This is a genomic window from Hafnia alvei (assembly GCF_964063325.1).
Classification (GTDB): Bacteria; Pseudomonadota; Gammaproteobacteria; order Enterobacterales; family Enterobacteriaceae; genus Hafnia; species Hafnia alvei_B.
The window spans coordinates 1,526,027-1,549,193 of sequence record NZ_OZ061315.1 but is presented as its reverse complement, the minus strand read 5'-3'; the positions used below and the strand labels follow the sequence as shown (position 1 = coordinate 1,549,193).

Annotated in this window: 21 protein-coding genes; 5 read left to right on the top strand and 16 right to left on the bottom strand. The window is 49.5% G+C overall.

Features of this window, described 5'->3' with window-relative positions:
* Positions 1-215 precede the first annotated feature (215 nt).
* Positions 216-1,148 (bottom strand): DNA-binding protein YbiB, encoded by a 933-nt coding sequence (ybiB, locus tag AB3Y96_RS07360; protein WP_367298841.1) that lies wholly within the window; start codon positions 1,146-1,148, stop codon positions 216-218.
* 93 nt (positions 1,149-1,241) lie between these two features.
* Positions 1,242-3,431 (bottom strand): ATP-dependent DNA helicase DinG, encoded by a 2,190-nt coding sequence (gene dinG, locus AB3Y96_RS07355; RefSeq protein ID WP_367298840.1) that lies wholly within the window; start codon positions 3,429-3,431, stop codon positions 1,242-1,244.
* A 454-nt stretch (positions 3,432-3,885) separates the two neighbouring features.
* On the opposite strand from dinG, the gene proV reads away from it, so the two are divergent.
* The 3 genes from proV to proX all read left to right on the top strand — a co-directional run bounded on the left by proV (position 3,886) and on the right by proX (position 7,390).
* Entirely contained in the window at positions 3,886-5,085 is a 1,200-nt protein-coding gene (gene proV, locus AB3Y96_RS07350) for a glycine betaine/L-proline ABC transporter ATP-binding protein ProV (RefSeq protein ID WP_072309245.1), read from the top strand.
* On the top strand, positions 5,082-6,185 hold the full coding sequence (gene proW / locus AB3Y96_RS07345; RefSeq protein WP_367298839.1) for a glycine betaine/L-proline ABC transporter permease ProW: 1,104 nt from the start codon (positions 5,082-5,084) through the stop codon (positions 6,183-6,185). The genes proV and proW overlap by 4 nt, the downstream gene beginning before the upstream one ends.
* A gap of 209 nt (positions 6,186-6,394) precedes the next feature.
* Positions 6,395-7,390 (top strand): glycine betaine/L-proline ABC transporter substrate-binding protein ProX, encoded by a 996-nt coding sequence (proX, locus tag AB3Y96_RS07340; RefSeq protein ID WP_367300291.1) that lies wholly within the window; start codon positions 6,395-6,397, stop codon positions 7,388-7,390.
* A 64-nt stretch (positions 7,391-7,454) separates the two neighbouring features.
* Here the strand turns inward: proX and AB3Y96_RS07335 are convergent, their stop codons facing one another.
* The 9 genes from AB3Y96_RS07335 to AB3Y96_RS07295 all read right to left on the bottom strand — a co-directional run bounded on the left by AB3Y96_RS07335 (position 7,455) and on the right by AB3Y96_RS07295 (position 16,238).
* Positions 7,455-8,540 carry an aminotransferase class V-fold PLP-dependent enzyme gene (locus tag AB3Y96_RS07335; protein ID WP_367298838.1) on the bottom strand — a complete coding sequence of 362 codons (1,086 nt, stop codon included), beginning with the start codon at positions 8,538-8,540 and terminating at the stop codon, positions 7,455-7,457.
* A gap of 55 nt (positions 8,541-8,595) precedes the next feature.
* Complete coding sequence (locus AB3Y96_RS07330) at positions 8,596-9,897, bottom strand: YhfT family protein (protein ID WP_072309241.1); 1,302 nt, start codon at positions 9,895-9,897, stop codon at positions 8,596-8,598.
* 10 nt (positions 9,898-9,907) lie between these two features.
* A complete protein-coding gene (locus AB3Y96_RS07325) occupies positions 9,908-10,261 on the bottom strand; it encodes a DUF2620 domain-containing protein (protein WP_072309240.1) in 354 nt (117 codons plus the stop codon).
* Between the two features lie 9 nt (positions 10,262-10,270).
* A complete protein-coding gene (locus tag AB3Y96_RS07320) occupies positions 10,271-11,161 on the bottom strand; it encodes a phosphotriesterase-related protein (protein ID WP_072309239.1) in 891 nt (296 codons plus the stop codon).
* Positions 11,154-12,389, bottom strand: coding sequence for a phosphopentomutase (locus AB3Y96_RS07315; RefSeq protein ID WP_367298837.1), 1,236 nt, complete (start codon positions 12,387-12,389; stop codon positions 11,154-11,156). The genes AB3Y96_RS07320 and AB3Y96_RS07315 overlap by 8 nt, the downstream gene beginning before the upstream one ends.
* The gene (locus AB3Y96_RS07310; RefSeq protein WP_072309237.1) at positions 12,382-13,557 is read right to left on the bottom strand and encodes a YhfX family PLP-dependent enzyme; all 1,176 of its coding nucleotides are present in this window, start codon (positions 13,555-13,557) and stop codon (positions 12,382-12,384) included. Before AB3Y96_RS07310 ends, AB3Y96_RS07315 begins: the two co-directional genes overlap by 8 nt.
* A gap of 96 nt (positions 13,558-13,653) precedes the next feature.
* Positions 13,654-14,010: a PRD domain-containing protein gene (locus AB3Y96_RS07305; RefSeq protein ID WP_367300290.1), complete on the bottom strand. Its 357-nt coding sequence runs from the start codon at positions 14,008-14,010 to the stop codon at positions 13,654-13,656.
* Positions 14,011-14,030: 20 nt separating this feature from the next.
* Positions 14,031-14,933 (bottom strand): GntR family transcriptional regulator YhfZ, encoded by a 903-nt coding sequence (gene yhfZ / locus AB3Y96_RS07300; protein ID WP_072309236.1) that lies wholly within the window; start codon positions 14,931-14,933, stop codon positions 14,031-14,033.
* A gap of 246 nt (positions 14,934-15,179) precedes the next feature.
* Positions 15,180-16,238, bottom strand: coding sequence for an FUSC family protein (locus tag AB3Y96_RS07295; protein ID WP_072309235.1), 1,059 nt, complete (start codon positions 16,236-16,238; stop codon positions 15,180-15,182).
* Between the two features lie 209 nt (positions 16,239-16,447).
* Between AB3Y96_RS07295 and sbcB the strand changes: the two genes are divergently transcribed.
* The gene (sbcB, locus tag AB3Y96_RS07290) at positions 16,448-17,872 is read left to right on the top strand and encodes an exodeoxyribonuclease I (protein ID WP_367300289.1); all 1,425 of its coding nucleotides are present in this window, start codon (positions 16,448-16,450) and stop codon (positions 17,870-17,872) included.
* A gap of 227 nt (positions 17,873-18,099) precedes the next feature.
* A complete protein-coding gene (gene rarD / locus AB3Y96_RS07285) occupies positions 18,100-19,026 on the top strand; it encodes an EamA family transporter RarD (protein ID WP_072309233.1) in 927 nt (308 codons plus the stop codon).
* Positions 19,027-19,031: 5 nt separating this feature from the next.
* On the opposite strand, the gene AB3Y96_RS07280 is transcribed toward rarD, so the two are convergent.
* From AB3Y96_RS07280 to gabT, 5 genes are all read right to left on the bottom strand, one after another.
* Positions 19,032-19,361 carry a helix-turn-helix domain-containing protein gene (locus AB3Y96_RS07280; protein WP_072309232.1) on the bottom strand — a complete coding sequence of 110 codons (330 nt, stop codon included), beginning with the start codon at positions 19,359-19,361 and terminating at the stop codon, positions 19,032-19,034.
* Positions 19,351-19,740, bottom strand: a complete 390-nt coding sequence (locus AB3Y96_RS07275) for a type II toxin-antitoxin system RelE/ParE family toxin (RefSeq protein WP_052123004.1) — start codon at positions 19,738-19,740, stop codon at positions 19,351-19,353. The genes AB3Y96_RS07280 and AB3Y96_RS07275 overlap by 11 nt, the downstream gene beginning before the upstream one ends.
* Positions 19,741-19,903: 163 nt before the next feature.
* Positions 19,904-21,292: an APC family permease gene (locus tag AB3Y96_RS07270; protein WP_072309231.1), complete on the bottom strand. Its 1,389-nt coding sequence runs from the start codon at positions 21,290-21,292 to the stop codon at positions 19,904-19,906.
* The gene (locus tag AB3Y96_RS07265; protein WP_367298836.1) at positions 21,282-21,503 is read right to left on the bottom strand and encodes an ABC transporter permease; all 222 of its coding nucleotides are present in this window, start codon (positions 21,501-21,503) and stop codon (positions 21,282-21,284) included. The genes AB3Y96_RS07270 and AB3Y96_RS07265 overlap by 11 nt, the downstream gene beginning before the upstream one ends.
* A 263-nt stretch (positions 21,504-21,766) precedes the next feature.
* Complete coding sequence (gene gabT / locus AB3Y96_RS07260) at positions 21,767-23,089, bottom strand: 4-aminobutyrate--2-oxoglutarate transaminase (protein WP_367298835.1); 1,323 nt, start codon at positions 23,087-23,089, stop codon at positions 21,767-21,769.
* Positions 23,090-23,167 lie beyond the last annotated feature (78 nt).

Below are 23,167 nucleotides of genomic sequence, written 5' to 3'. Positions count from 1 at the left end.
AATAGAGATCTTAAAAATAAAAATATAAGCTTAGCGAGAACCAAAAAAACAAATAAAGACCCTAAATCCATAATACTTTAAGGATTAAATCCTGATTTAAAGAATTTTCTTAGTGTTTTATTTATGTACGCAAGATTTTCACCCGATTAAATTCGCATAAAAAAACGCCTATAAATAGACGTTTAGTGTGGCTAAATAAATAAAATGACTTTAAGTTAATTCCTTGTGCCCTTTTTCCCCTCACTGACGACATTCAAGCAAGCATCAACCTGAAGCTTGATACTCAGAGGAATTGGGAGCTCGCCACAGAGATAACGTTTCGTCCAGCGCACGGTTTCTTCTATTGTTTTTGCCTCGGCTAATTCGGGCTTATCCCCCTCTCCCATTTCGCGCGTCACTAGCGTACTCATTTCCCCCTCACGACATAAATGCATCTGCGGGCAGCGTAGAGGATTGGCATACGCCTCCCCTTCCGTTCCATGCAATAGCAGCGCAGTCGAGAGTGTTTGGTTGAATAGCCGCGCCATTCTCTGGATATATTCAGGGTGGGAAACGCTGGCAATGCGCAAAGCGTCACCGACAAAAGGGTTAATCATTTTAATCAATGTATGCGCGCTGTTACGCACGCCCATTCGCCATCGTAATGACAGAACTTGATGCATTTCTGGTGCTAAATGTTCCACGCCGATAAAAACGGGCTTACCGGTTTTCCAATCGATGTTTTGCAAATCACATGTTGGTGCAACACCCAGCGCCTGGAATATTTCAGCGCTGGTGACCCGATTAGGATCTTGGCTAACCCCATGCACTAAAACGGGAACGCCTTCCCTTGCTAGCAGCATGGCTAATAACGGCGTCAAGTTAGCTTGCTTACGTGCCCCGTTATAGCTTGGGATCACAATGGGCATTGGCATACCGGTAGGCAGTTCGAGGCTGGCGGAACGCTGCTGCATTGAACGATAAAAGCCGAGCATCTCCTGCTCGGACTCACCTTTAATGCGCAAAGCAATCAGAATGCCGCCAAGTTCCAGCTCTGGAATACGCCCAGCCAGCATATCGCTAAACAACGTTTCGGCCAGTTCGGCACTGATATCACGCGCGTGATTCTTCCCTCGCCCAACTTCTTTAATAATTTGTGCATAATCCACGGCAACACCTCGTACTCATCCAATTTACATTTACATCATACTAGGGATAGTACGTGGCATTATTTGCCCTGACAATTGTGCTGCTCACTAACCTTAGCTGCGACGGCGAGAGCCACGCTTGCCGCGCGAGCCGCTGGCTGATTTTTTATCGCTCTTCGGCGTAGGAAGTGCGGGAAGGTCGCCCTCCGGCATTGGGCGTTGTTCGATGGGAAATACCGGCAATGCGCCCAGCAAACGCGCACCGTAGCTTTTGCTCAGCAAGCGTCGATCATAAATAATGATCTCACCTTTACATTCATGGCTTCGGATTAAGCGTCCGACCTGTTGGATCAGGGTGAACGACGCGCCGGGCAAGCTCTGTACTTCGAACGGATAACGCTTGAGCGTTTTCAGCCATTCACCTTCGGTAAGGATCACCGGGCTATCAATAGGTGGGAAAGCAACTTTGTGGATGTGCACCTGGGTGAGCAATTCCCCTTTGAGATCTAACCCTTCAGCAAATGACTGTAAGCCAACTAAAGCACTTTGCTGACCTTTACGTACGCGGCGGCAATGCTCTTCAACCAAGCGGTAACGTGGTTGATCGCCTTGAACCAGCAATCCCAAGCGCAATGCAGGAACGAAGCTGAGAAACGTTTGCATCGCTCTCTGACTGGCAAACAGCACTAGCATGCCAGTGTGCTTTCCACTTTCCCATTCATGACGGAAAAAATGCGCCATTTGGCGTAAATGCTCCGCCTCCTGTGCCATCGCAGGTTCAAGTGTCATTTGCGGGATCACCAAACGTCCCTGCTCTGGGTGGTTAAACGGGGAATCTAAAGCAACAAAACGATCTCCCGCTTTTTCATTTAATCCAGATAGCTCACTGATCCGGTTAAAACTATTCAGGGATCGCAGCGTAGCTGAAGTGACTATCGCATGAGGAATCTTTCGCCAGAGCATTTTCTCGAGCTGATCGCAGACGCGGATCCCAACGCAGTGCATATAGATGTGCTGCACATTGTCAAAAACGTCACGCGTTAGCCATTTCGAAATTGGCGCATTGGACGCTTTCTCCATTGCCGCCAAACGCCACAGCTTCGTCATCGCTTCTAAATAACTGAAACTACGGCTCATCTGCAAAATAGCCTTGTGCAACCGCATAATATCGTGGCTGCCAGTTTTCTCCTGCAAATCATTCATCATGAATTCAGCCAAGCCGCGCAGCCCGTCCGTCAATTTATATAAACGAACGGCAATATCCACCATCGGTTCAGGCAATACGCCCATTTCGAAACGATAGTTTGGCTCACTGCTTCCCGCAGGAAGTAGTGACGTCGCCATGCGGTCAAAATCCGTGGTTAACTGCCGCATCTCTTCACAATGGGCTTTTAAACGCTCGCTATCCATCAGCTTCGGGCGGTTTTTGGGGCTGTACTGCGCACCGCACTGCTCAATGTGCCGCGCGATCCCTTCCACCTGGCTGTTAACAAAAATAGCGGTAATCTCGCCATCAATTTCTAACGCATCCCGCGCCACATCGGGTAAATGATGACCTTCATCTAGCACCAGCAGCAAATCTTTGGCATTCGGGAGAACCGACTCATTCTCCAACGCGGCCATGACTAACGCATGGTTTGCAACCACCACGTCAGCGCTCTCAATTTCGCGTCGAGCAATAAAGAAAGGGCATTCGCGAAAATACATGCAGTTGCGGGCCAAGCAGTTAGCACGGTCAGTGCTTAATTTCGCCCACAGTGCATCATCAATATTTTCATCAAGATGATCGCGCAGGCCATCCCAACGATAGCCGCTAAGCTGCTTGCTGATTTTTTGACATAGCGCTTTTTCTTCGGCGCTGCTGGGCTGTAAATCATCTTCAATAAACAGTTTAAGATCGCCCTGCATGCCTTCAGCGCTCGCCATCGCGGCCAAATTACGCGGACAGATGTAGCGGCCACGGCCAAAAGCCGCGGTAAACTTTAAATCGGGGATAATCTTGCGCAGCAGTGGAAGATCTTTGCTGTAAATCTGATCCTGCAAGGCAACGTTGGCCGTACTCACCACCAGAGGTTTCTCTTGATCGCGGCTAACCGCAATCCCAGGGATCAGATACGACAGCGTTTTACCAACACCCGTTGGTGCTTCGATGGCCAAATGACGAGCGTCATCGCCGGCTAGCGTTTTCGCGACTTCCGCAATCATCGTGCGCTGCTGAGGACGTGGGATAAAATCAGGGATATGCTCAGAAAGGGCTTTATACCATTGAGTAATTTGATTTTTAGTTGCGGAAGAAAGCGCCATTGATACTCGATACAGAAAGAAACAGAGGTCTATTTTCTCATATTCATCATCAAAAATCAGCCTGATATTCTGCTATGCACGGGTAATCGTAGCTAATAATAATGTTTACATAAAAAGATTAAAGCCAATGAATATTAGGAGCATTCTTAACAAATAATATGATTTTGATTATGAATATTCGCGGAATAATTATGCTTCATTGAAGGGGGCTAACAGCACAAATAACTTAAAAATTAGATGAAATTAAAATCAGGTCGAAAGCGCAGCAGCATTTTACCATAACGAATATTTATGGTTATGTAAACCCCAATTACGGCATTAATCTGAATTTAGGGGTTGTCTCATCATCTCATTATGTTAGGGTATTAAACGATTTCGCTCATAATATTTGGATTATTTGATTTAAATAATCTGTGAACTATTTCTCATTATATATAGGACACTCTATTATTGCATGACTATTAAAATAGAAATTAAGAACCTTTACAAAATATTCGGGGAACATCCCGACCGCGCATTTAAACTTATTGAATCAGGTCTGCATAAAGACCAAATATTTGCAAAAACAGGTCTGACCGTTGGCGTTAAAAATGCCAGTCTGGCCATTGAAGAAGGCGAGATATTTGTCATCATGGGACTCTCAGGTTCCGGCAAGTCCACCATGGTACGCCTTCTCAATCGTCTGATTAAACCGACCCGTGGCCAAGTCATGATTGACGGTGAAGATATTGCACAGGTCTCTGAAGAGAAGCTGCGTAATATTCGCCGCAGTAAAATCAGTATGGTTTTTCAATCATTTGCGCTTATGCCTCATTTGAACGTGCTCGATAATACCGCCTTTGGGCTAGAACTATCGGGTGTGCCTCAGGCTGAGCGCCATCAAAAAGCATTAGATGCCTTGCGTCAGGTTGGATTAGAAAATCACGCCAACTCTTATCCTGATGAATTATCTGGGGGTATGCGTCAGCGCGTTGGTTTAGCACGCGCCATGGCAATTAATCCCGATATTTTATTAATGGATGAAGCGTTCTCCGCACTAGACCCTTTAATTCGTACGGAAATGCAGGATGAGCTAATTAGACTTCAGTCTCAGCAACAAAGAACCATTGTATTTATTTCACATGATTTGGATGAAGCTATGCGTATTGGCGACCGTATTGCCATTATGCAAGGCGGTGAAGTTATACAGGTGGGAACGCCTGAAGAAATATTGAATAATCCGGCCAATGATTATGTTAAGACCTTCTTCAAAGGCGTTGATATTAGTCAGGTCTTTAGTGCGAAAGATATTGCTCGCCGTAAACATCTTTCATTGATCCGAAAAACGCCAGGATTTGGGCCTCGTGCTGCATTGAAATTATTGCAGGATGAAGATCATGATTATGGCTATGTGGTAGAACGAGGCCAAAAATATATTGGTATCGTTTCTGTTGAATCATTAAAACAAGCGCTCTCTCAAGGCCAGTCTTTAGATTCTGCCCTGCTGTCAGCACCCGAAGCCGTTGATGCAGATACCTCGCTCAACGAATTAATTTCGCAGGTTGCCCAATCACCTTGTGGTGTTCCGGTGACATCCGCTGACGGTATTTTTATCGGCATTATCAATAAAGGCACGCTACTACAAGCACTGGACAAAGAGGGCCCTAGCCAATGAGTGACGCAACGAGTAATCCATGGGCAACCGCACCCGCAGAATCAGCCGCCAGCGCATCATCCGCGTCGCAAGGCGCAGACGCATGGTCTTCATCACCGGCCACGACTGATGCAGCAAGCAACCATGCTGCTCAAGGCAGCGATTGGCTTAGCAGCGCACCCGCACCGGAGCCAGAGCATTTTAATCTGATGGATCCGTTCCATCATACTTGGGTGCCCTTTGATACATGGGTCACACATGGCATCGACTGGTTGGTCAGCCACGGTCGCCCTGTTTTTCAAGGCATCCGTATGCCAGTGGACTTCGTCCTCAGCGGATTTCAAAACATCTTGCTGGGCATGCCCGCGCCTATCGCGATTTTAGTATTTGCCTTAATTGCATGGCAGTGTGCCGGTCTTGGCATGGGAGCTGCAACGTTGATTGGCTTAATCGCCATCGGTGCCATTGGCGCTTGGTCGCAGGCGATGGTCACGCTGGCGCTGGTACTGACATCGCTGTTCTTCTGCATGCTCATCGGCTTGCCCTTAGGGATCTGGCTGGCACGCAGTAAAAGCGCTGCACGCGTGATTAGACCGTTACTGGATGCCATGCAAACCACGCCGGCATTTGTCTATTTGGTGCCTATCGTGATGCTGTTTGGTATCGGTAACGTTCCTGGCGTGGTCGTCACCATTATCTTTGCGCTGCCGCCGATCGTGCGTTTAACCAGCTTGGGGATTCAGCAGGTTCCCGCTGATCTGATTGAGGCCGCTGAATCCTTTGGCTCAAGTCCGCGCCAGATGCTATTTAAAGTGCAGCTACCGCTAGCAATGCCAACCATTATGGCCGGTGTTAACCAGACTCTGATGCTAGCGCTCTCGATGGTGGTTATCGCCTCAATGATTGCGGTGGGTGGCTTAGGCCAGATGGTATTGCGCGGTATCGGTCGACTCGATATGGGTCTGGCCTCTATCGGCGGGGTTGGTATCGTGATTTTAGCGATTATCCTCGACCGCTTAACTCAGTCCGTAGGGCGCGATCGTCGTAGCCGCGGTGTGCAGGGTTGGTATATGACCGGCCCAATAGGCTTAGTGGCGCGTCTTTTTGTTAAGCGCGGCTAACACCTCTTTGCCTCCTCCTTGCTGGGGGAGGTACATCGCACTTCCCTTCGGGTCTTAAATCCTCCCAAAGAGAATGCGGATAGCCCTATTTCCCATCTATACCCTGAATCATTGGCACTACGCCAATAATCACAGGGATAAAACAAACAGGAATATTCATGACATCACAAACAAAACAATATAACCAAACTCAACAACGTATCGCATCTATGCTTGCCGTTACCGCTCTGGCCTTCGGTACGCTTTCCATCTCCTTCTCCACTCAGGCAGCAGAATTGCCGGGCAAAGGCGTGTCTGTACAGCCAATTCAGAGCAGTATTGCCGAAGAGACTTTCCAGACCCAACTGGTGAGCAAGGCGCTAGCAAAATTAGGCTATGACGTACAGCCAACCAAAGAAGTGGATTACAACGTGGCGTACACCTCCGTTGCGGCGGGTGATGCCACCTTCCTCGCGGTGAATTGGGATCAGCTTCACTCTGATATGTACAACGGCGCCGGTGGCGATAAAAAATTCTACCGTGAAGGCCAGTACGTAACAGGGGCGGCACAGGGATATTTGATCGACAAAAAAACCGCCGATCAGTATCACATCACCAATATTGAGCAGCTCAAAGATCCCAAAATTGCCAAGCTGTTTGATACCAACAACGACGGCAAAGCAGATTTAGCCGGTTGTACGCCGGGTTGGGGATGTGAAGCCTCAATCAACTATCAGCTCAAAGCCTACGGTTTGAATGATACGGTTGAACATAATCAAGGCAACTATTCAGCATTGATTGCCGACACCATGACTCGCTTTAAAGAAGGCAAACCGGTATTTTACTACACATGGACGCCGTATTGGGTGAGCGACGTGCTCAAACCTGGGCGTGATGTTGTTTGGCTACAGGTGCCGTTCTCAGCCTTACCGGGCAGCCTGAAAGATGTTGATACCAAGCTGCCAAACGGTGCTAACTACGGTTTCCCAGTTAATAATATGCAGATCGTGGCCAATAAAACCTTCGCCGAGAAAAACCCAGCGGCGGCAAAATTATTTGCTGAAATGAAATTGCCAATTGCTGACGTCAATGCGCAAAACCTGCGTATGCATCAAGGTGAAAACTCAGAAGCGGATATTGAGCGCCATATAAACGGCTGGATTAAAGCCCATCAGGCCACGTTTGATGGCTGGATCGATGCCGCACAGCAGGCTGCAAAACACTAGGTTTGCACTAAAAAGCGCGTATCTGGCGCCCGATGGATAAACGCATCGGGCGTTTTACTACGCTCTATAACAAGCGACAGCTTTCCTGCAAAATACGCAAAACCGTCTGTGCCCCGCTGCGGTTTGGATTAATACGGATCATGCGTTGTTGAAGCGTCGGATCAGACAGAAGAAAAGTGCCAGACACTCGATAAAACAGCGGCGGAATTTCGTACTTAGACTCTGCGCCAACCGGATACGGCAACGCGCCTAGTTTTTTCGCACCCGCCAGCACTTTTTCCGCAATTGGTTCATGAAACTCCACCAGCAAAACTTTGGACTGCGCATTAGCAATAAACGCCTGTTTCACCTGTGGGATTGCCCCGCTTTGCAGCTCAGCCACCAGACGATCATTCACCTGCGCCTGCACCGCGTGCATCACTGGCGCAAAAACTAAACCTCGCAACGCCTCCATCGCCTGTATCCCTTGTATCTGGCTACCGCCGGAGTACATGCTTTTACGCACTGCATTCACCGCGTTCTCATCACCGACCACAACCCCAACGCCGGCAGGGCCAAAGAGTTTAAAACACGAAAAAGTTGACAAGGTCGCACCGCATTCACAGCCAATATTCTCGACCTTCATTACCGCGTAATTATCGTCAGTAAGCGAAGACAATCCGTAGTGATTAAAACAGGCGATGACTTCGCGCAGGGAGTAAGAATCATCTATTTTCTGACGGGTGTGTTGGATAAGTGCCGCCTGCGGGCGATGCTGCTCAATCGCACGGGCAACTTCATCAAGCTGATTGAAATCGGCACGAACAAGCAGCAAGCCCATTTGCTCGGCAATAACCGCCGTGGTGGGATAAAGCGGCGCATCATGAATAAGAAGCGTGTCGCCTGCCCGCAATACAGCGGCCAGACCGCTGCGAATTGCCCCGGTCCCCGCCCCCTGCACTAAAACAGCCTTCGGTGCGGCAAAAAAATCAGCGAGAACGGCTTCCACCCGTTGCGTCATTTGTGGCTGATTCAGACCTGGAACCAGACCTAAATCACCCGCGTTGAGAAAGTCACTGCCGGGAAAGTGGCGACAGATAATATCCACCAGCCGGAACTGCTTATTCTGCGCCTGCTCCATCGTCAGGCTCTGCAAAGGCCAGGTTTTCACACTGTGTTCTCCATCAAAGCCTGCCGCAAACGTCGCGGCAGGCAAGAGCAAGGGATCAGACCGGAACGAACAGGCCGCAATAGAAGAGAATGTTTAACACAATACCGGTTATCAGCACCGCCACGACGGGGGAAGCCATTTTTTGCACCGGACGACCCAACGACTCGTTGAGGAAATAAAGCGCAGCCGCGATGGTAAAACCGGTGTAGCCCGCCATTTTGATCGCGGCGAAGATCGAGCCAACCAGCAACGCCATTTCCATCAACATATTCATTGCATTACGGATGTTATCCGAAGCATTACGCACCGAAGGGTAACGCCCCAACCACTTACCAATAGACCGCAGCAACAGCACTTCAGCGGAAATCACCAGCGCCCCCGCTACAAAGGCAATTAATGGGTTAGAGATCAGGTACCCAACGGCAAACACGAAGGTGAAACCGGCTACCGCATACACGCCGGTCGCCAATGCCGTGGTGGCAATCATCGGCACAAAGCCCAGCCCGCGCATAAACTCCGCCAACGCCGCCTGATTAATCAGCGTCTGTGACTGCGCAGGATCTAGACCCGCGTGATACGCCTTCTCAAGCGTAAAGATCGACACCTCTGAACCGGCAAAAATCTTCATGCTGGCAACGGCGGCAATCAGCCCACCGACAATCGCAATATAGGGTAGGTTTTTGATAATACGCGAAGTGCGCTCCTCAAAAACCGACTGCCCATCGTCATCCGAACGCTCCCCGCGAGTACGGTGATCCAGAGTAATCGCGATGCCCAGCAGCATTATCATACCGACAAAAATTTCGATAGATTCTGGGTTCAGATGCGGGAAGTAACGCACGATGATAACCCGCGTCATCAGCACCACAACCGCAGCGAGCAGGCTACTCTTCCAGCCAAACTGATAAAAAATAGCCACCAGAGGGAACAGGGCAAAAGCAGAAACCACCGGAGAGCTTAGTTCGCCCAGCGAGCCCAGTACATCCACTGGCAGCGCCGTCAGCAGATGGTTTACCGGCAGCAGGCAGGTGAGAATCAAAATGCCCCATATCGCCCCTAGCCCAAATGCCATAACACCATTAAAAGCCAACACGCCGAGAATATCCGTCGGTAAAAACAGCAGCCAGCTGTTGAGCAAACCGGTTTTCAAGGTGAACGAAATACCCACCGATGCGACAAAGCCAATGCTGAGACCAAAGGCAATGCTCCCCGCCTCACGACGGTTCATATTCCCCTCAATCAGCTGAGGCAAAATCGGTCGAATCCCGTCGTGGAAGACGGCTGCTGACTTGTGCGCCAGCAGCGCCGTCATCCCTGTCAGACAGGCGACCACGACTATTTGAATATAAAAATCCATAGCGCTGCCTTTATTTTAAATGAGCAATCAACATCGGGATGGCATGTTCGATATGTTCAACCGACAGGCCAAAGGCGATTTTGCCGTCCGCAACCATTTTGGCGACCTGCTCTTCCTTCGCCTTAATGCCCGGTTTAGCAATTGTGCAGCTTTTGTTATAACCAATCACCGCAATGGCAATGGACAACGCCGCTCCGGCACCGGTATTACAAGCGCCAATGTAGTAATCAAGCTGGCCGGATTTCACCTTCATCGCAGCTTCCATGTCGTTATAGATAAATACTTCAAAGCAGCCTGGTGCGGCGGTTTCGATAGTTTTTTTCATGAGTTCACGCTGTAAGCCAGCAACACCGATCTTTTTCATGGGAAATCCTTATTTAAAGAAGACAGAGGGGTTGTCACGTAACATCAAATCAACGTCGGCCTGAGTGAAGCCAGCCTCCTGCAACAAAGGCACAAACGTTGTCAGCAAATAGTCAAAACCAAGACCACCGTTCGCTTTCAGGTGGGAACGGCGAGTGATGTCCATGGAAAGCATCACGTGGTCGAGCAGTCCGCGTTTGGCAATTTCTTGCAGCATTGCCACGCGCTTCTCGTCTGGGTAATAGCTGTTTTTTCCGATGGTATCGAACTGGACATAAGCACCCTGTTCGATCATGCGTAGAATGTTGTCGAGATTGTCTTTCAGATCACAATGGCCGACGACAACGCGCGAAAGGTCTACGCCATGGTTTTTTAGCAGCGTTAGTTGCTCAAGGCCCATAGTGCTAAACGAGGTATGGGTAGAGATCGGGCGCCCCGTTTCACGATGGGCTATCGCGGCAGCGGCAAAAACTTTAGCTTCAACGTCGGTTATCACGTCAACGCTGGAACCGATTTCCGCGATAATTCCCGCTTTCAATTCAGTGCCGTCAATACCGATTTCGATTTCGTCGATCATCTCTTTCGCCAGCTTTTCTGCGCTGGTGATAGCAACATGAGCGGGGAAAAAATCATGCTGGTAATAACCGGTACAGGCCATGACGTTCATCCCCGTATCTCGCATGATATCCAGCATAAATTGCGGATTACGCCCCATGTATCGATTAGTCATTTCGATGATATTGCGTACACCCTGCCCATAGAGCGATTTCATCTCCGCACAAATCAGATCGTACTGATCCAAGCGGCAATCAATGTTGTTTTTAAACGCCGATAGGTCGATATGCAGATGCTCGTGGGCATAGGTGTAGCCCGATGCATCGATGCGTTTTTGCTCAGTCATGGTTGCCTCGATTATCATTGGTATGTAGCAACGAAAGGAATGAAGTGCCGTTCTGTGGCGCAGCTGCATTGAAGTAGTCGCACGCGGTCGCCCCAACATCAGAGAGGGTTTCTCTGGCCCCCAGCTGCGCCGGGACAATGCCCGGCTGCCAGACCAGCAACGGAACGTTTTCACGCGTATGTTTGCTGTGGCCAATCGTCGGGTCGTTGCCGTGATCCGCCATCACGACCAGACAGTCTCCTTGATCCATGACTTGCATCAGGCGTTCAAGATTTTTATCTACCAGTTGTAACTGCTCGGCATAGCGCTCAACGTCCTGAGCATGTCCAGCAAGGTCCGTTTCCTGAATGTTAGTACAGATAAACGCACTCCCCGGCTTGCTCACTTCCGCCAAAGTGATATCCATTATTTGCTGGCTATCCACCAAGTTCTGATAGCTCACACCGTGCGGGTTGAGGACAATATCGGCCACTTTGCCCACCAGCACGGTCTTAATGCCTGCATCATGCAGTTTTTTCGGCACCTGAACGCTAGCGTCCACGCCAAATCCCATATGCGCGACTTGAAAACCACGGTGATAAGCACCTGAGCGTGGAGCATTAATGCCGATAAACTGGCCCTGTTTTTCTTCGGCGGCATCCAAAATTTGCTGACTACTTTCCAGCAAACCGCCAAAGGCAATCACGCGCCCCACTTGCACGCAGCGGCGTACGATTTTGCCAATAGAACACACCGCGTCGAACGAGATAGCTGAAAGATTGGCACTTATGTTGAATACCTGCCCGAGATCGGCTTCGAGATTGTCGCCAATGGCCGCCGCTTGATTCACCCACAGATATTGCAAACCATCGCCGATACGTTCGACCTGCCAACCATCGGCGATTAGCGCCTGCTCGACATCATCGATAACCGCCGAGAAAGGCATGCGTAACGGGGCCTTAGGGTGCGTACCGAGAATTTCCTGATGCCCCATGAAAGTGTCGCCCCCCTCATGCTGCAAAGCCGCCGTGCCGTAAACGGCTTCCGTTGACGGCTTCATCGCGCCCACTTGATAGCCAAGTGCGTTAATCAAACCCAGTTTTTCCAGCGTAGGTAACTGAAGCTGCGGAAAATGCTGCAAAATATGCCCGCAGGTGTTAGCTCCGATATCCTGTGGCCTGACCTGCGACACGTCGTCCATCGCGCCCACGCCAAAACTGTCTATTACCACAACCACAAACTTATTCATGTGGGCCTCCAGGGACCGGGTTGCCGAGGCTGTCATACAGCGCTTCGAGCACTGGCATACCGCGAGAAATGCCCGATACCAACGCAACGTCGCTGCGCGTAACAAATATCTGCGTGCGAAAACACATCACTACCGGACTACCAACCGGAAACTCACCTGCCAGCGGAATGTGGTAATCAATGCTGCTGTCATCGATAGGCAAAAGTTTTGCTGGCAGCGCGTGATCGCTTAGTGGCGGGTAAACCAGCGCATGTTGAGCATGACCACGGCGGTAGTAACCACCGCCAAAGCAGTAACTGTTGCCCTGAAATTGATGAGAAACCTCAGTGAGATAGAGCATCGCGATGCGCTCAGGCTCAGTGCCATGTTGGTTTGCAGGAATAGTGCCGGTTAGCGCGTGTCCCGGCTCTGCATGGGTGACACCGAAACCGGCGAGCAAGGGTAAAGTGCTGCAGCTTGAAGCCGATGGCGCATTGATTTGAGTAATATCAATGCCGTGCTTGCGCAGTCGATCGCGAGCATGCAACAACGTATGCAAATTGGGCGTTGGCAATGTCTGCTGCTGTTCTTCATCCCACAGCAGGCAAGGAAAATGTGTTAGACCGGTGAGTTTTACCCCTGAAAGCGACCCAATCGCCTCAACAACGTCATCAAGTGCAGAAAGAGGAAAGCCAGCCTCTTGCCCGGGGTATAACTTATCGTCGTCGGCAAAAACTTTGAGCATAATGGGCTGGACACGCCCAATTTGAAGCGCGGCAGCAGATATTTCACGAGCCTTCTCAAGCGAAAATACAGTGATCATCTCTGTATTTAAATTCACGCTTTCAAACACTTGGCACTTAGGCAACTGAACCAAATGACCGACATGGGAAACCTGCGCCTCGGCATGGCGCAACATACGAGCTTCTTTAAAATCCACGGCCACGGTGCCATGAAAGCCGAGCTCGATCAGTTTTTTCGCCAGCCACGGATTGCGTCCAAGCTGTTTGGTCATCAGATAGAGAGTCATGCCGTGCCTAGATGCCGCTTCAAGCAATAGACGGCCGTTCTCCATGACCTGATCGACATCGACAACCCAGGTATCTGGCAAAATAACGCCTTGCTGCCATAGCTCACGAGCGGCCTGAATCAGTGCCGGGTTTTGTGCCTTGAGTGCTCCAATAAACATGCCCTTGCCTCTCAATTCCATGCTGATGATAAAAAAACTTAAATCATCATTTTTTTGAATATTTAAGTTATAGACACTTCACGTTAGCTACGCCTGCTAGCCCCTGCTCACCATCCATAGACTGAACAAATTGGCCAACAGATATCCCTCTTCATTCGGATGGAGCTGGACATCGAATGGAGCCAGCATCGCTTTATGAATTGGCTGTAGCTGCGGCCAGGTTTCCGAGCTCACCATTTCGTCCATTAGGTCGGGGTCCAAAGGACCGATCTCTTCACCACGACGACTACGCATCAGCGCGTTCGCCATATGCGTGATCGCCATTGCGCCCTGTTCATTGCGAACGGGTATTGACCACTCGGTTTCAAGCTGCACGACGACGCTCAGCAGACCGTCACAAATATCCTTATCAATGATTCCTGCCTGACACAGCAGATTTAGCCGCTCTTCCATACTGCCCTCTTGAGATAGCATCAATAACTCGGTTCCTGAACACCTGCCAGCACACGCTGTTGATGGGCAAGCAGCTCTTTTTTATCCACCACGGTACGCAGCAGTTGTTGAATAGGAATATCATCTGCCCGCGTTAACACCACGGCCTCTGAAGCCTCGGTGAAACGAGGATCGCCTGCCAACGGTTTGGCTACTAGGCCATATGCCGCTAAATCCGCATCGTTGGTGACGTTCCAGATCACCGCGTCAATATCACCTTTAGCGATACGCGTCAGACATTCGTGGTAAGGCACATCAAGTATTTCAACCGGCTGACCCACAAAGTAAGCATCCGTCATGATGCGCTGATCGGCTGAGCGAGGGTCCAGACCCACACGCTGAATCGGTGGGTTACCCGCTCGGCAAATCAATTTGTGCTCACCCACATACGTATGTGGGCCAAGCTCCAACACCATCCGCACATCGTCTTTTTCAAGATAGCTTTGCGCGGCTAATCGGGAGACAACCGCTAAATCATAAACTCCGTTCAGTAAACACTCGACGCGGACGTCAGAACCGCGCATGTGGGCGTAATAAAACGGAATTCCATCGAACTGCGCTTTTAGCCCACTGGCTAAGCCTTCATAGAGCCGCGTGTAAGGTAGTGGCATCGCACAGACGACGTTACCAATATCAGCAAAAGCCAATAAGGCTTTGTTATCCATGCTGACGAGATAGCTGCCATTGCGCCCACGACGCTCCACCGCTACCGCACCGGCTTTCTCAAGAGTCTTTAACGCCGCCTGTATCAACCCCACGGAAAAGCCACACTCGCTAGCGAGCTCATCGATGGTTTTCAAACGGTTACCGGATTTTTCACCCAATAAGTAACGCGCTAAACTGCTCTGCGCGACGCCCTCTTTCTTGATAAAACTACGGCTCATAATTAATCTTCATTTTCTTGAATGTTTATATATTCATTAAATTGAAAATTACTGGCAAGCACCAATAAGCTAAAAAGCGAATAGAGTCACAAAATGAAAAAATATTGTAGAGGAAAGGCGTTAGCGGGATGGCGGGAACCGTAAAATCTGACACCCACTTCACGATCGAATCTTGCTATCAAATCTTACTATCAAATGTTACTACCCAAACTACAGACGATCCCCCGTTCTGAGGGATCGTCACAATTATTTCCTTAACACCATACCGATCAAGTCTTTAAGCTCATCGAGCTGTTTCGCCAGTTCAATATTAAGCCAAACATAACCATAGATAGGGGCCTCAATATTTTCACACGCTTTAGCATTTTCCATTAAGGCTTTAAGCTCACCAGAAACTGCAACCATTTCAGGCAGATCGCTTAAATTGCCTTCAATGCTTCCGCTGAGCAGCGCATTGGAAAGTGCATTCAGCGTATTGATCGACAGCTTTTGGAATTCACGCAGTTTTGTCGCATTCAGCATAATAAAATGGCTTTCACGCGTTGCCCAATAGGCATCGGTCAACAGCTCAAGCGTGGAAACTAAATTGCGGCTCATCACCTGAATAGCATTAAATACATCTTTATCAATGCGAGTTTCACGCACGCACGGTGAAATTAGCGTGCGTATTTTAACGAGTTCATTCAGGATCTGCTGGTGCTTATTGGTTAAATGAGGCCGTTCTAACACGTTCGGAGACATATGAGCGCTGTAAAAACTGCTCATATTTTTGAGCTCTTTGCTCATCATTAAACGCCAGTGAACAAATGCTTTTTGGGTGAATATCGACGTAAAAAGCAGTGCTAATAACGAACCAATAATCACATCCCCGCTTCGCCACAATGCGGTATTCATGTCACCAGGCCCTGCACCGCAAACCACGGCTAGAGTAATCCCGATTAAAAGCCCCATATAGGGCCGTTTGCCTAATGCCAGCACGCCGCACACAAACATGACGACCGCACACCACACCAGCATCAGCGGCATGGAAAAAACTTCAATATAAAGCGCCACTAAACCTGATGCGGCACCAAAAACCGTGCCCATGATACGCTGCAGCGCGCGGGTAATTACGTTTCCCCAAAACGAAATTGGCCCCATCACCACCACCATCGTGATCAGCGGCCACGTGGCTTCAGGTACGTGCAATAGACGAATCGCCAAGAAGGTGATGACAAACGCAATCGCCATACGTATTCCGTGGATGGCTTTGTAGTGACCATAAATCACATGTTCGAGGGGAGAAATTGCTCTATTGAGACGCACAAGCGATACCTTAAGGATAACAGCGCATGAAAATACCTATCTTTGCTAAGTGTACCCAATATCGAAAAAATAATTAAACAACAAACGCCGTTTAGCACAACCAGATAAATAATTAATGCGATGTTTCCCGCGTGTTTTGTCCCAGCCTTTGGGTTTCATCAATTTCGCGGTTACACTAGTCGCCACTTTGTTTTCTGATAAGAGATGTTATTTTGAGCAAGGCCGCGCCCACGTTCCTCATCCACGACTACGAAACCTTTGGTCAACATCCGGCATTAGATCGCCCTGCCCAGTTTGCTGGCGTGCGGACAGACGCTGATTTCAACATCATTGAAGAACCTTTGGTGATCTATTGTCGCCCTGCCGACGATTATCTTCCTCAGCCAGAAGCCGTCATGATCACCGGCATCACACCTCAGGTTGCGTTAGAGCGTGGCGTTAGCGAGGCCGAGTTTGCCCGGCAAATAAACCAGATGTTCAGCGTGCCCGGCACCTGCATTATGGGCTACAACAACATTCGTTTTGATGATGAAGTCAGCCGGAATATCTTTTATCGTAACTTTTATGATCCTTATGGGTACAGCTGGCAAAACGGCAATTCACGCTGGGATTTGCTCGATGTTTTGCGCACATGCTTCGCACTGCGCCCTGAGGGGATTAACTGGCCGGAAAACGATGAAGGTTTGCCAAGTTTTAAATTGGAGCATTTATCGAAAGCCAACGGTATAGAACATGAAAATGCCCATGACGCTATGGCCGACGTTTATGCCACCATCGCACTGGCCAAGTTAGTGAAACAAGCACAGCCTAAGCTGTTTGATTATTTGTTCCAACTGAGAAATAAGCACAAAGTTTCAGCGCTGATTGATATCGCCAACATGAAGCCGTTAGTGCATATTTCCGGCATGTTTGGCGCTCTGCGCGGCAACACGAGCTTAGTCGCACCGCTGGCATGGCATCCTGACAATAAAAATGCGGTGATCATGTGCGATCTGGCTGGAGATATGTCTCCGCTGCTGGAACTGGATACCGATGCCCTGCGTGAACGGCTCTATACTCGTCGCAGCGAACTTGGCACCGCGTCGCCTGTTCCTTTAAAACTCGTGCATATCAACAAATGTCCGGTACTTGCACCAGACCAAACGTTGCGCCCTGAGAATGCCGAACGCTTGGGTCTTGATCGCCAACATTGCATGGATAATTTACTACTTCTGCGCAACCATCCTGAGCTGCGAGACAAAGTTGTCGCGGTATTTGCAGAGGCCGAGCCTTTCAAAGCCTCAGAAGACGTTGACGCCCAGCTGTATGATGGTTTCTTTAGCGATGCAGACAGAACGGCAATGCAAATTATTAGAGAAACCCTGCCACAAAATCTTCCGGCTCTCGATCTGACGTTCAACGATAAACGCGTTCAACCTTTGCTGTTCCGCTATCGCGCACGTAACTTCCCAGCGACGCTTACCGATGATGAACAGCGTCGCTGGCAATTACATCGTCAGGCAGCACTGACGCCTGAACGCGTTCAAACCTACATTCATCAGTTGGAAGAGCTGTATAACCGCCACGAAGACAATCCAGAAAAACTGGCCCAGCTTAAAGAACTGTATGAATATGCAAAGCAGTTAGTCGGTTAACATTCATAAGATTTATCATTGAGGGTGAGCTACATCACCCTCGGTTTTCTTACCAACGGTTAAAGTAGGTCGCGAAGACGTATTTTCTTTATTTTACAATATACATACCCAAAATAATTCGAGTTACATTGAGGCGGACAGTGAGTGCTTAGGATGATTAGGCGCGGCCAACAAAATGCAGCTTGAAGTATGGCGGGTATAGATTTTATTCAAAACAGGTCGTAAATATGTGGCTGAAAAACGGGCCAGTCTTGGCCGTTCTCGCGTTTATCTTGTGGGGCATTACACCGCTATTCTATAAAATGCTGCCAGATGCCAACGTGCTTGAGTTACTGGCGCAACGCCTGTTTTGGTCTATTCCTCTGCTGCTTCTGCTACGTCTGTTATTTAAAAACCGAACGTCATGGCAGCAGGTTTGGCAAGATAAACGCTCTCTGTTCTGTTGCCTGTTAGGTGGCCTGATCATGAGCGTCTCGTGGACAACGTTTATCTATGCGCTCACCCATAATCTGGTGCTTGATGCCAGCCTTGGTTACTTCACCAACCCGCTATTTTCTATTGCGTTAGGCGTTGTGTTTCTGCACGACAAACTCAGCCGCTTTCAGCGTATCGCCGTAGTGCTCGCCATCACGGGTTTGGTCTATCAGGTCATTTTGCTTGGCCACGTTCCACTTCTCGCCCTAGCAATGGGCAGCACGTTTGCATTTTATGGGTTGGTGCGTAAATTTATTCGCTACGACATCATGACCGCACTAACGTTAGAAACCCTGTGGATGCTACCGCTGGCGATTGCCATCACCCTTTGGCTGCATGCCACCGGTGGCAGCATTCTGGCAGGCTCCGGCACAAAAACCTATATCCTGTATGCTCTGACGGCACCGGTCACCTTCGCCCCTCTGCTGCTGTTCGCCGCAGCCATTAAACGTACCTCGCTGACGGTGATTGGTCTTGCACAATATGTTGAGCCATCTCTCCAATTCTTACTGGCGGTGCTCGCCTTCGGAGAGCCTATCAATATGCCGAAGATGATTAGCTTCTCCCTCATCTGGCTAGGGTTGGCATTTTGCGTCTACGAATTGTTCCAACAGCACTGGCGCTATCGTCATTTAGCTACCGATATGGTGCGCGGAAAAAGAAACCATCCGGGCCATTAATGCACTTAGCTCACTGATACGGTTAAGTGCCCGCGAGTTGTTTTGAGCCGTGGCTTTTTAACCTGAATGTTAATTTGGCCGCCCAAACACATCAGGCATGACAGCATTTTAAACTCACTAATGCCGCGAAACTGCCCACGTAGCAAATTAGATAATTTGGGCTGAGTCATTCCCAGTATCGCAGCCGCTTCCGTTTGAGAAAGATCTCGCTCCTGTAGCAACTCAGCAATAATGGCTGCCAGCTGCGCCTTTACCTGCATCTCTTGAGCGTTGGTGTACTGAAGATCTTCATAGACGCTATCGCCACCGGCTTCGATCTCTAGATTATTTTTCATAGTGATTTTCCTTTGCATGTTGTTGAGCCGCTTTTAAACGCTCTTTGACCTTTTCCATATCGGTTTGCGGCGTCGAAATCCCAGAAGATGATTTCTTTTGAAACGCATGCAACACATAAACCGCGTGTTTGAATTGAACACAGTAAACAGCGCGATACGTTCCACACCCATCATCATCAACGATCTCTAATACCCCCGCGCCATGAAAACCCTTTAATGGCTTTGCCTGCGGGTGCTTGCGCCCAATTTGAGCAAGATACAATGCATAGCCCATCGTATCTTTCACCTCATCCGGCAACTGCTGTAGATCTTTTTTACACCCAGCGATCCAAAAGATAGGTCTGCGGTAAAGCCTTGCCATTCGTTCAATTATATCCATTTGGGTATAAAACTCCATATTATTTTTGCTGTTTAAATGACCTTTTTATTGAGGGGAAAACTAGCATGGCGATGGGGAGATGTCAGAGCATAACCAAAGGATTGGAAAGGGCTTCGCAAAAAATTCGGGGAGCTTTCGCTCCCCGACATAACTGTTTAGATCTTTATTCCGCCTGCGGTTGGCTTTCGAACTGCGGCGGTGGTTTGCGGAAACGTCGGGTGAGGAACACCAGATAGCCAAACCCAAGCGCAGCCCAAATCAGCCCCATGGTTAGCGAGCTTTTCTCCAGATTCAACCAAAGTACGGCAACCGTAAGTGCGCCAATCATCGGCAAAATCAAGAAGTGGAAACGCTCCTTCCACGTTTTGTTGCGCCCTTCACGAACATAAAAATGGCTAATCACTGAGATATTCACAAACGTGAACGCCACCAGCGCACCAAAGTTTATTAACGCGGTCGCCGTCACCAGATCAAACGAGATAGCCGACAGAGCAACCATCCCCACCATCACCACATTCAGCGCTGGCGTGCGCCATTTAGGATGCACATAGCCAAAGATTTTTTCAGGGAACACGTTGTCGCGTCCCATGACATACAGCAAGCGCGAAACGCTCGCGTGTGATGCCAAACCCGAGGCCAGCGTATTCACAAACGTGGTGCACAGGAAGATCGACTGGAACAGTTTCCCCCCCACGTAGAGTGCAATTTCTGGCAACGCTTCATCCGGCTGTTTAAACCTTGAGATATCAGGGAAAAACAGCTGAATAAAGAACGATACCGAGATAAAGATAATGCCCCCGTACAGCGCGGTGAGAAATATCGCCCGCGGGATCGTTTTGGCTGCATCCTTGGTTTCTTCAGACAGCGTCGTTACCGCATCAAAACCGAGGAAGGAGAAGCACACGATGGTAGCGCCGGTGATAATCGGCAGCAAATGCGCATTCTCGCTAACAAATGGCTGGAGGCTCCATACTTTGCCTACCCCCTCGCCTTTATGCAGGCCTTGCACAACCAAAAAGATAAACACCACAATGATTGAGATCTGCACCAAAACAAAAACGGTATTGAAATTGGCTACCAGACTCACGCTTTTCAAGTTCGCCGCGGTCATGATCGCCACAAAACCGACCACCCAAATCCACTGGGGAACCTCTGGGAACATCGCCGTGAGATAGATTTTCGCCAACAGCACGTTAATCATCGGCAGGAAAAGATAGTCCAGCAACGATGACCAGCCCACCAAAAAGCCCACGTGCGGGTTAATGGCTTTTTGTGCATAGGTATAGGCCGAACCCGCCGTCGGGAACTGGCGTACCAACTTGCCATAGCTAATCGCCGTAAATAGCACGCCGGCCAAAGCAAAAAGATACGACATCGGCACATGACCATTGCTGATACCCGACACAATGCCAAAGGTATCAAACACGGTCATTGGGGTCAGATAGGCCAAGCCCATCATGACAATCTGCCAAAGCTTTAATGATTTACGTAGTTGAGGCTTACCCGCTTCATGCGCGCTAGCCTGAGCAACAGGAGGAGGGCTAATCGCCATGACTGTTTCCCCCTTTGTCCTCTACTGGTAACAAATTAACGTCATTCAGAGAGGCCGCGGGGAAACGTCGTATTAGGCGGCGGGATAATCGACTACAGATATAGGTTTGTTCATTTAGCAAAGCGCCAATAAAACAGTGAGCTGGCCCGTATTCGCTGCGGCTCAGGCGTTCGCCCAAGCGCGGCGGATAAACATAAACATGCACCATCATTATATCCTCTAGACGTATCCCGATACGTCATCATAGTAAACCGCTACCGCCTGAACGCTCCGTGGTCCGGTAGTGGAAAACAGCCGCGAGAACTACTTTTGCTCTGGCTATTGCGCGAATCTTCCGACCGCGCTCTGTATTTGGAGCCTGCGCCGTGAATACATGGGCAGGCTCATCGTTTGTTCACGTGCGTAGACTCGAAGTCGTTACGCCATAGTGATAAAAAAAAGATAACCGACAGTAAACTACCGGTTATCTTTATGTCATGCATTTTGCACTGTTTTTGTCACAACAGAAAGTGCTGAAGCCAACTTTTCCATACCTTCTTTTATAACTTCTTTTTCGGCCGTTAACGGTGCTAAGAATCGAATGACATTACCGCGCACGCCGCAGGAGAGCAGAATCAGCCCTTGCTTACCGGCCTCTTTCACTAACGCAGAAGTTATCGCCTTATTGGGTTTAGTGGCATCGCGATTTTCCACCAACTCCATCGCTACCATCGCGCCAACGGCACGAATATCACCGATGCAATCGAAACGCTCAGCCAACGCATGTAGCTCGGTCGTAATCTGCTCACCAACCTGATTAGCTTTTTGGTTCAGCTGTTCTTCTTTAATCAAATCCGTCACCGCCAGCGCCGCGGCGATAGCCACCGGAGAACCTGCGTAGGTGCCGCCTAAACCGCCGGGCAACGCTTTTTCCATCAGGCGCTTTTTGCCCACCAGCGCAGACAGCGGGAAGCCGCCCGCCAGGCTTTTCGCCATAGTGATCAGATCGGGTTCAACGCCGGTATGTTCGATAGCAAAGGTTTTACCCGTACGGCAGAAGCCGCTCTGGATTTCATCCGCAATCAAAACAATGCCGTGCTGATCGCAAATTTCACGTAACGATTTCAGGAAACCCGCCGGAGCGGCATAGAAACCACCTTCACCCTGTACTGGTTCAATAATGATTGCGGCGACTTCGCTCGGTGCGATGTCCGCTGCAAAAATGGAATCAAGCGCATCTAACGCGTGCTGTTCCGTGATGCCAAGGTAAGAAGAAGGATATGGTGCATGATAAATGCCCGATGGGAACGGGCCGTATCCTTGTTTATACGGAGCAACTTTGCCGGTCAGCGCCATCCCCATTAAGGTACGTCCGTGGAAACCGCCGCGGAACGCAATCACACCGCTGCGACCGGTGGCGATACGCGCCACTTTCACCGCGTTTTCAACCGCTTCAGCGCCGGTGGTGAGCAACAGCGTTTGCGTGGCTTCTTTAATCGGCACCAACGCATTCAGACGCTCCGCCAGCTCAACGTATTCTGGATAAGGCGTAACTTGGAAACACGGGTGCGTAAAGCGCGTCAGCTGTTCCTGAACGGCCGCGATCACTTTAGGGTGGTTATGACCGGTATTCAGCACGGCAATCCCTGCTGCAAAATCAATATAACGATTGCCTTCAATATCCCACAGCTCAGCGTTGCGTGCTTTATGAATGAACGCTGGCAGTAATGTTGAAACTCCGCCCGCCACCGCCTCTTCACGGCGTTTCTGCCATGACTGGTTGGAGGCATTCCCGGACAGATTTTGATTCTCAGACATGATGTACTCCGTAATTGAATTTGAATTTCAAATTTCGAACCCCCACCCTGTGCGTTTCCTTCCCTGACAAAAGAAGAA

What these genes read in the sequence shown, in the direction of transcription:
- AB3Y96_RS07330 (WP_072309241.1), bottom strand. Translation starts at nt 9,897, where the DNA reads ATGGATTTTTATATTCAAATAGTCGTGGTCGCCTGTCTGACAGGGATG.
- AB3Y96_RS07320 (WP_072309239.1), bottom strand. Translation starts at nt 11,161, where the DNA reads ATGACTGAGCAAAAACGCATCGATGCATCGGGCTACACCTATGCCCAC.
- AB3Y96_RS07310 (WP_072309237.1), bottom strand. Translation starts at nt 13,557, where the DNA reads ATGTTTATTGGAGCACTCAAGGCACAAAACCCGGCACTGATTCAGGCC.
- AB3Y96_RS07325 (WP_072309240.1), bottom strand. Translation starts at nt 10,261, where the DNA reads ATGAAAAAGATCGGTGTTGCTGGCTTACAGCGTGAACTCATGAAAAAA.
- proX (WP_367300291.1), top strand. Translation starts at nt 6,395, where the DNA reads ATGCTTGCCGTTACCGCTCTGGCCTTCGGTACGCTTTCCATCTCCTTC.
- gabT (WP_367298835.1), bottom strand. Translation starts at nt 23,089, where the DNA reads ATGTCTGAGAATCAAAATCTGTCCGGGAATGCCTCCAACCAGTCATGG.
- AB3Y96_RS07305 (WP_367300290.1), bottom strand. Translation starts at nt 14,010, where the DNA reads ATGGAAGAGCGGCTAAATCTGCTGTGTCAGGCAGGAATCATTGATAAG.
- AB3Y96_RS07265 (WP_367298836.1), bottom strand. Translation starts at nt 21,503, where the DNA reads ATGATGGTGCATGTTTATGTTTATCCGCCGCGCTTGGGCGAACGCCTG.
- AB3Y96_RS07315 (WP_367298837.1), bottom strand. Translation starts at nt 12,389, where the DNA reads ATGAATAAGTTTGTGGTTGTGGTAATAGACAGTTTTGGCGTGGGCGCG.
- dinG (WP_367298840.1), bottom strand. Translation starts at nt 3,431, where the DNA reads ATGGCGCTTTCTTCCGCAACTAAAAATCAAATTACTCAATGGTATAAA.
- AB3Y96_RS07270 (WP_072309231.1), bottom strand. Translation starts at nt 21,292, where the DNA reads ATGGCGATTAGCCCTCCTCCTGTTGCTCAGGCTAGCGCGCATGAAGCG.
- proV (WP_072309245.1), top strand. Translation starts at nt 3,886, where the DNA reads ATGACTATTAAAATAGAAATTAAGAACCTTTACAAAATATTCGGGGAA.
- AB3Y96_RS07275 (WP_052123004.1), bottom strand. Translation starts at nt 19,740, where the DNA reads ATGGATATAATTGAACGAATGGCAAGGCTTTACCGCAGACCTATCTTT.
- rarD (WP_072309233.1), top strand. Translation starts at nt 18,100, where the DNA reads ATGTGGCTGAAAAACGGGCCAGTCTTGGCCGTTCTCGCGTTTATCTTG.
- yhfZ (WP_072309236.1), bottom strand. Translation starts at nt 14,933, where the DNA reads ATGAGCCGTAGTTTTATCAAGAAAGAGGGCGTCGCGCAGAGCAGTTTA.
- proW (WP_367298839.1), top strand. Translation starts at nt 5,082, where the DNA reads ATGAGTGACGCAACGAGTAATCCATGGGCAACCGCACCCGCAGAATCA.
- AB3Y96_RS07280 (WP_072309232.1), bottom strand. Translation starts at nt 19,361, where the DNA reads ATGAAAAATAATCTAGAGATCGAAGCCGGTGGCGATAGCGTCTATGAA.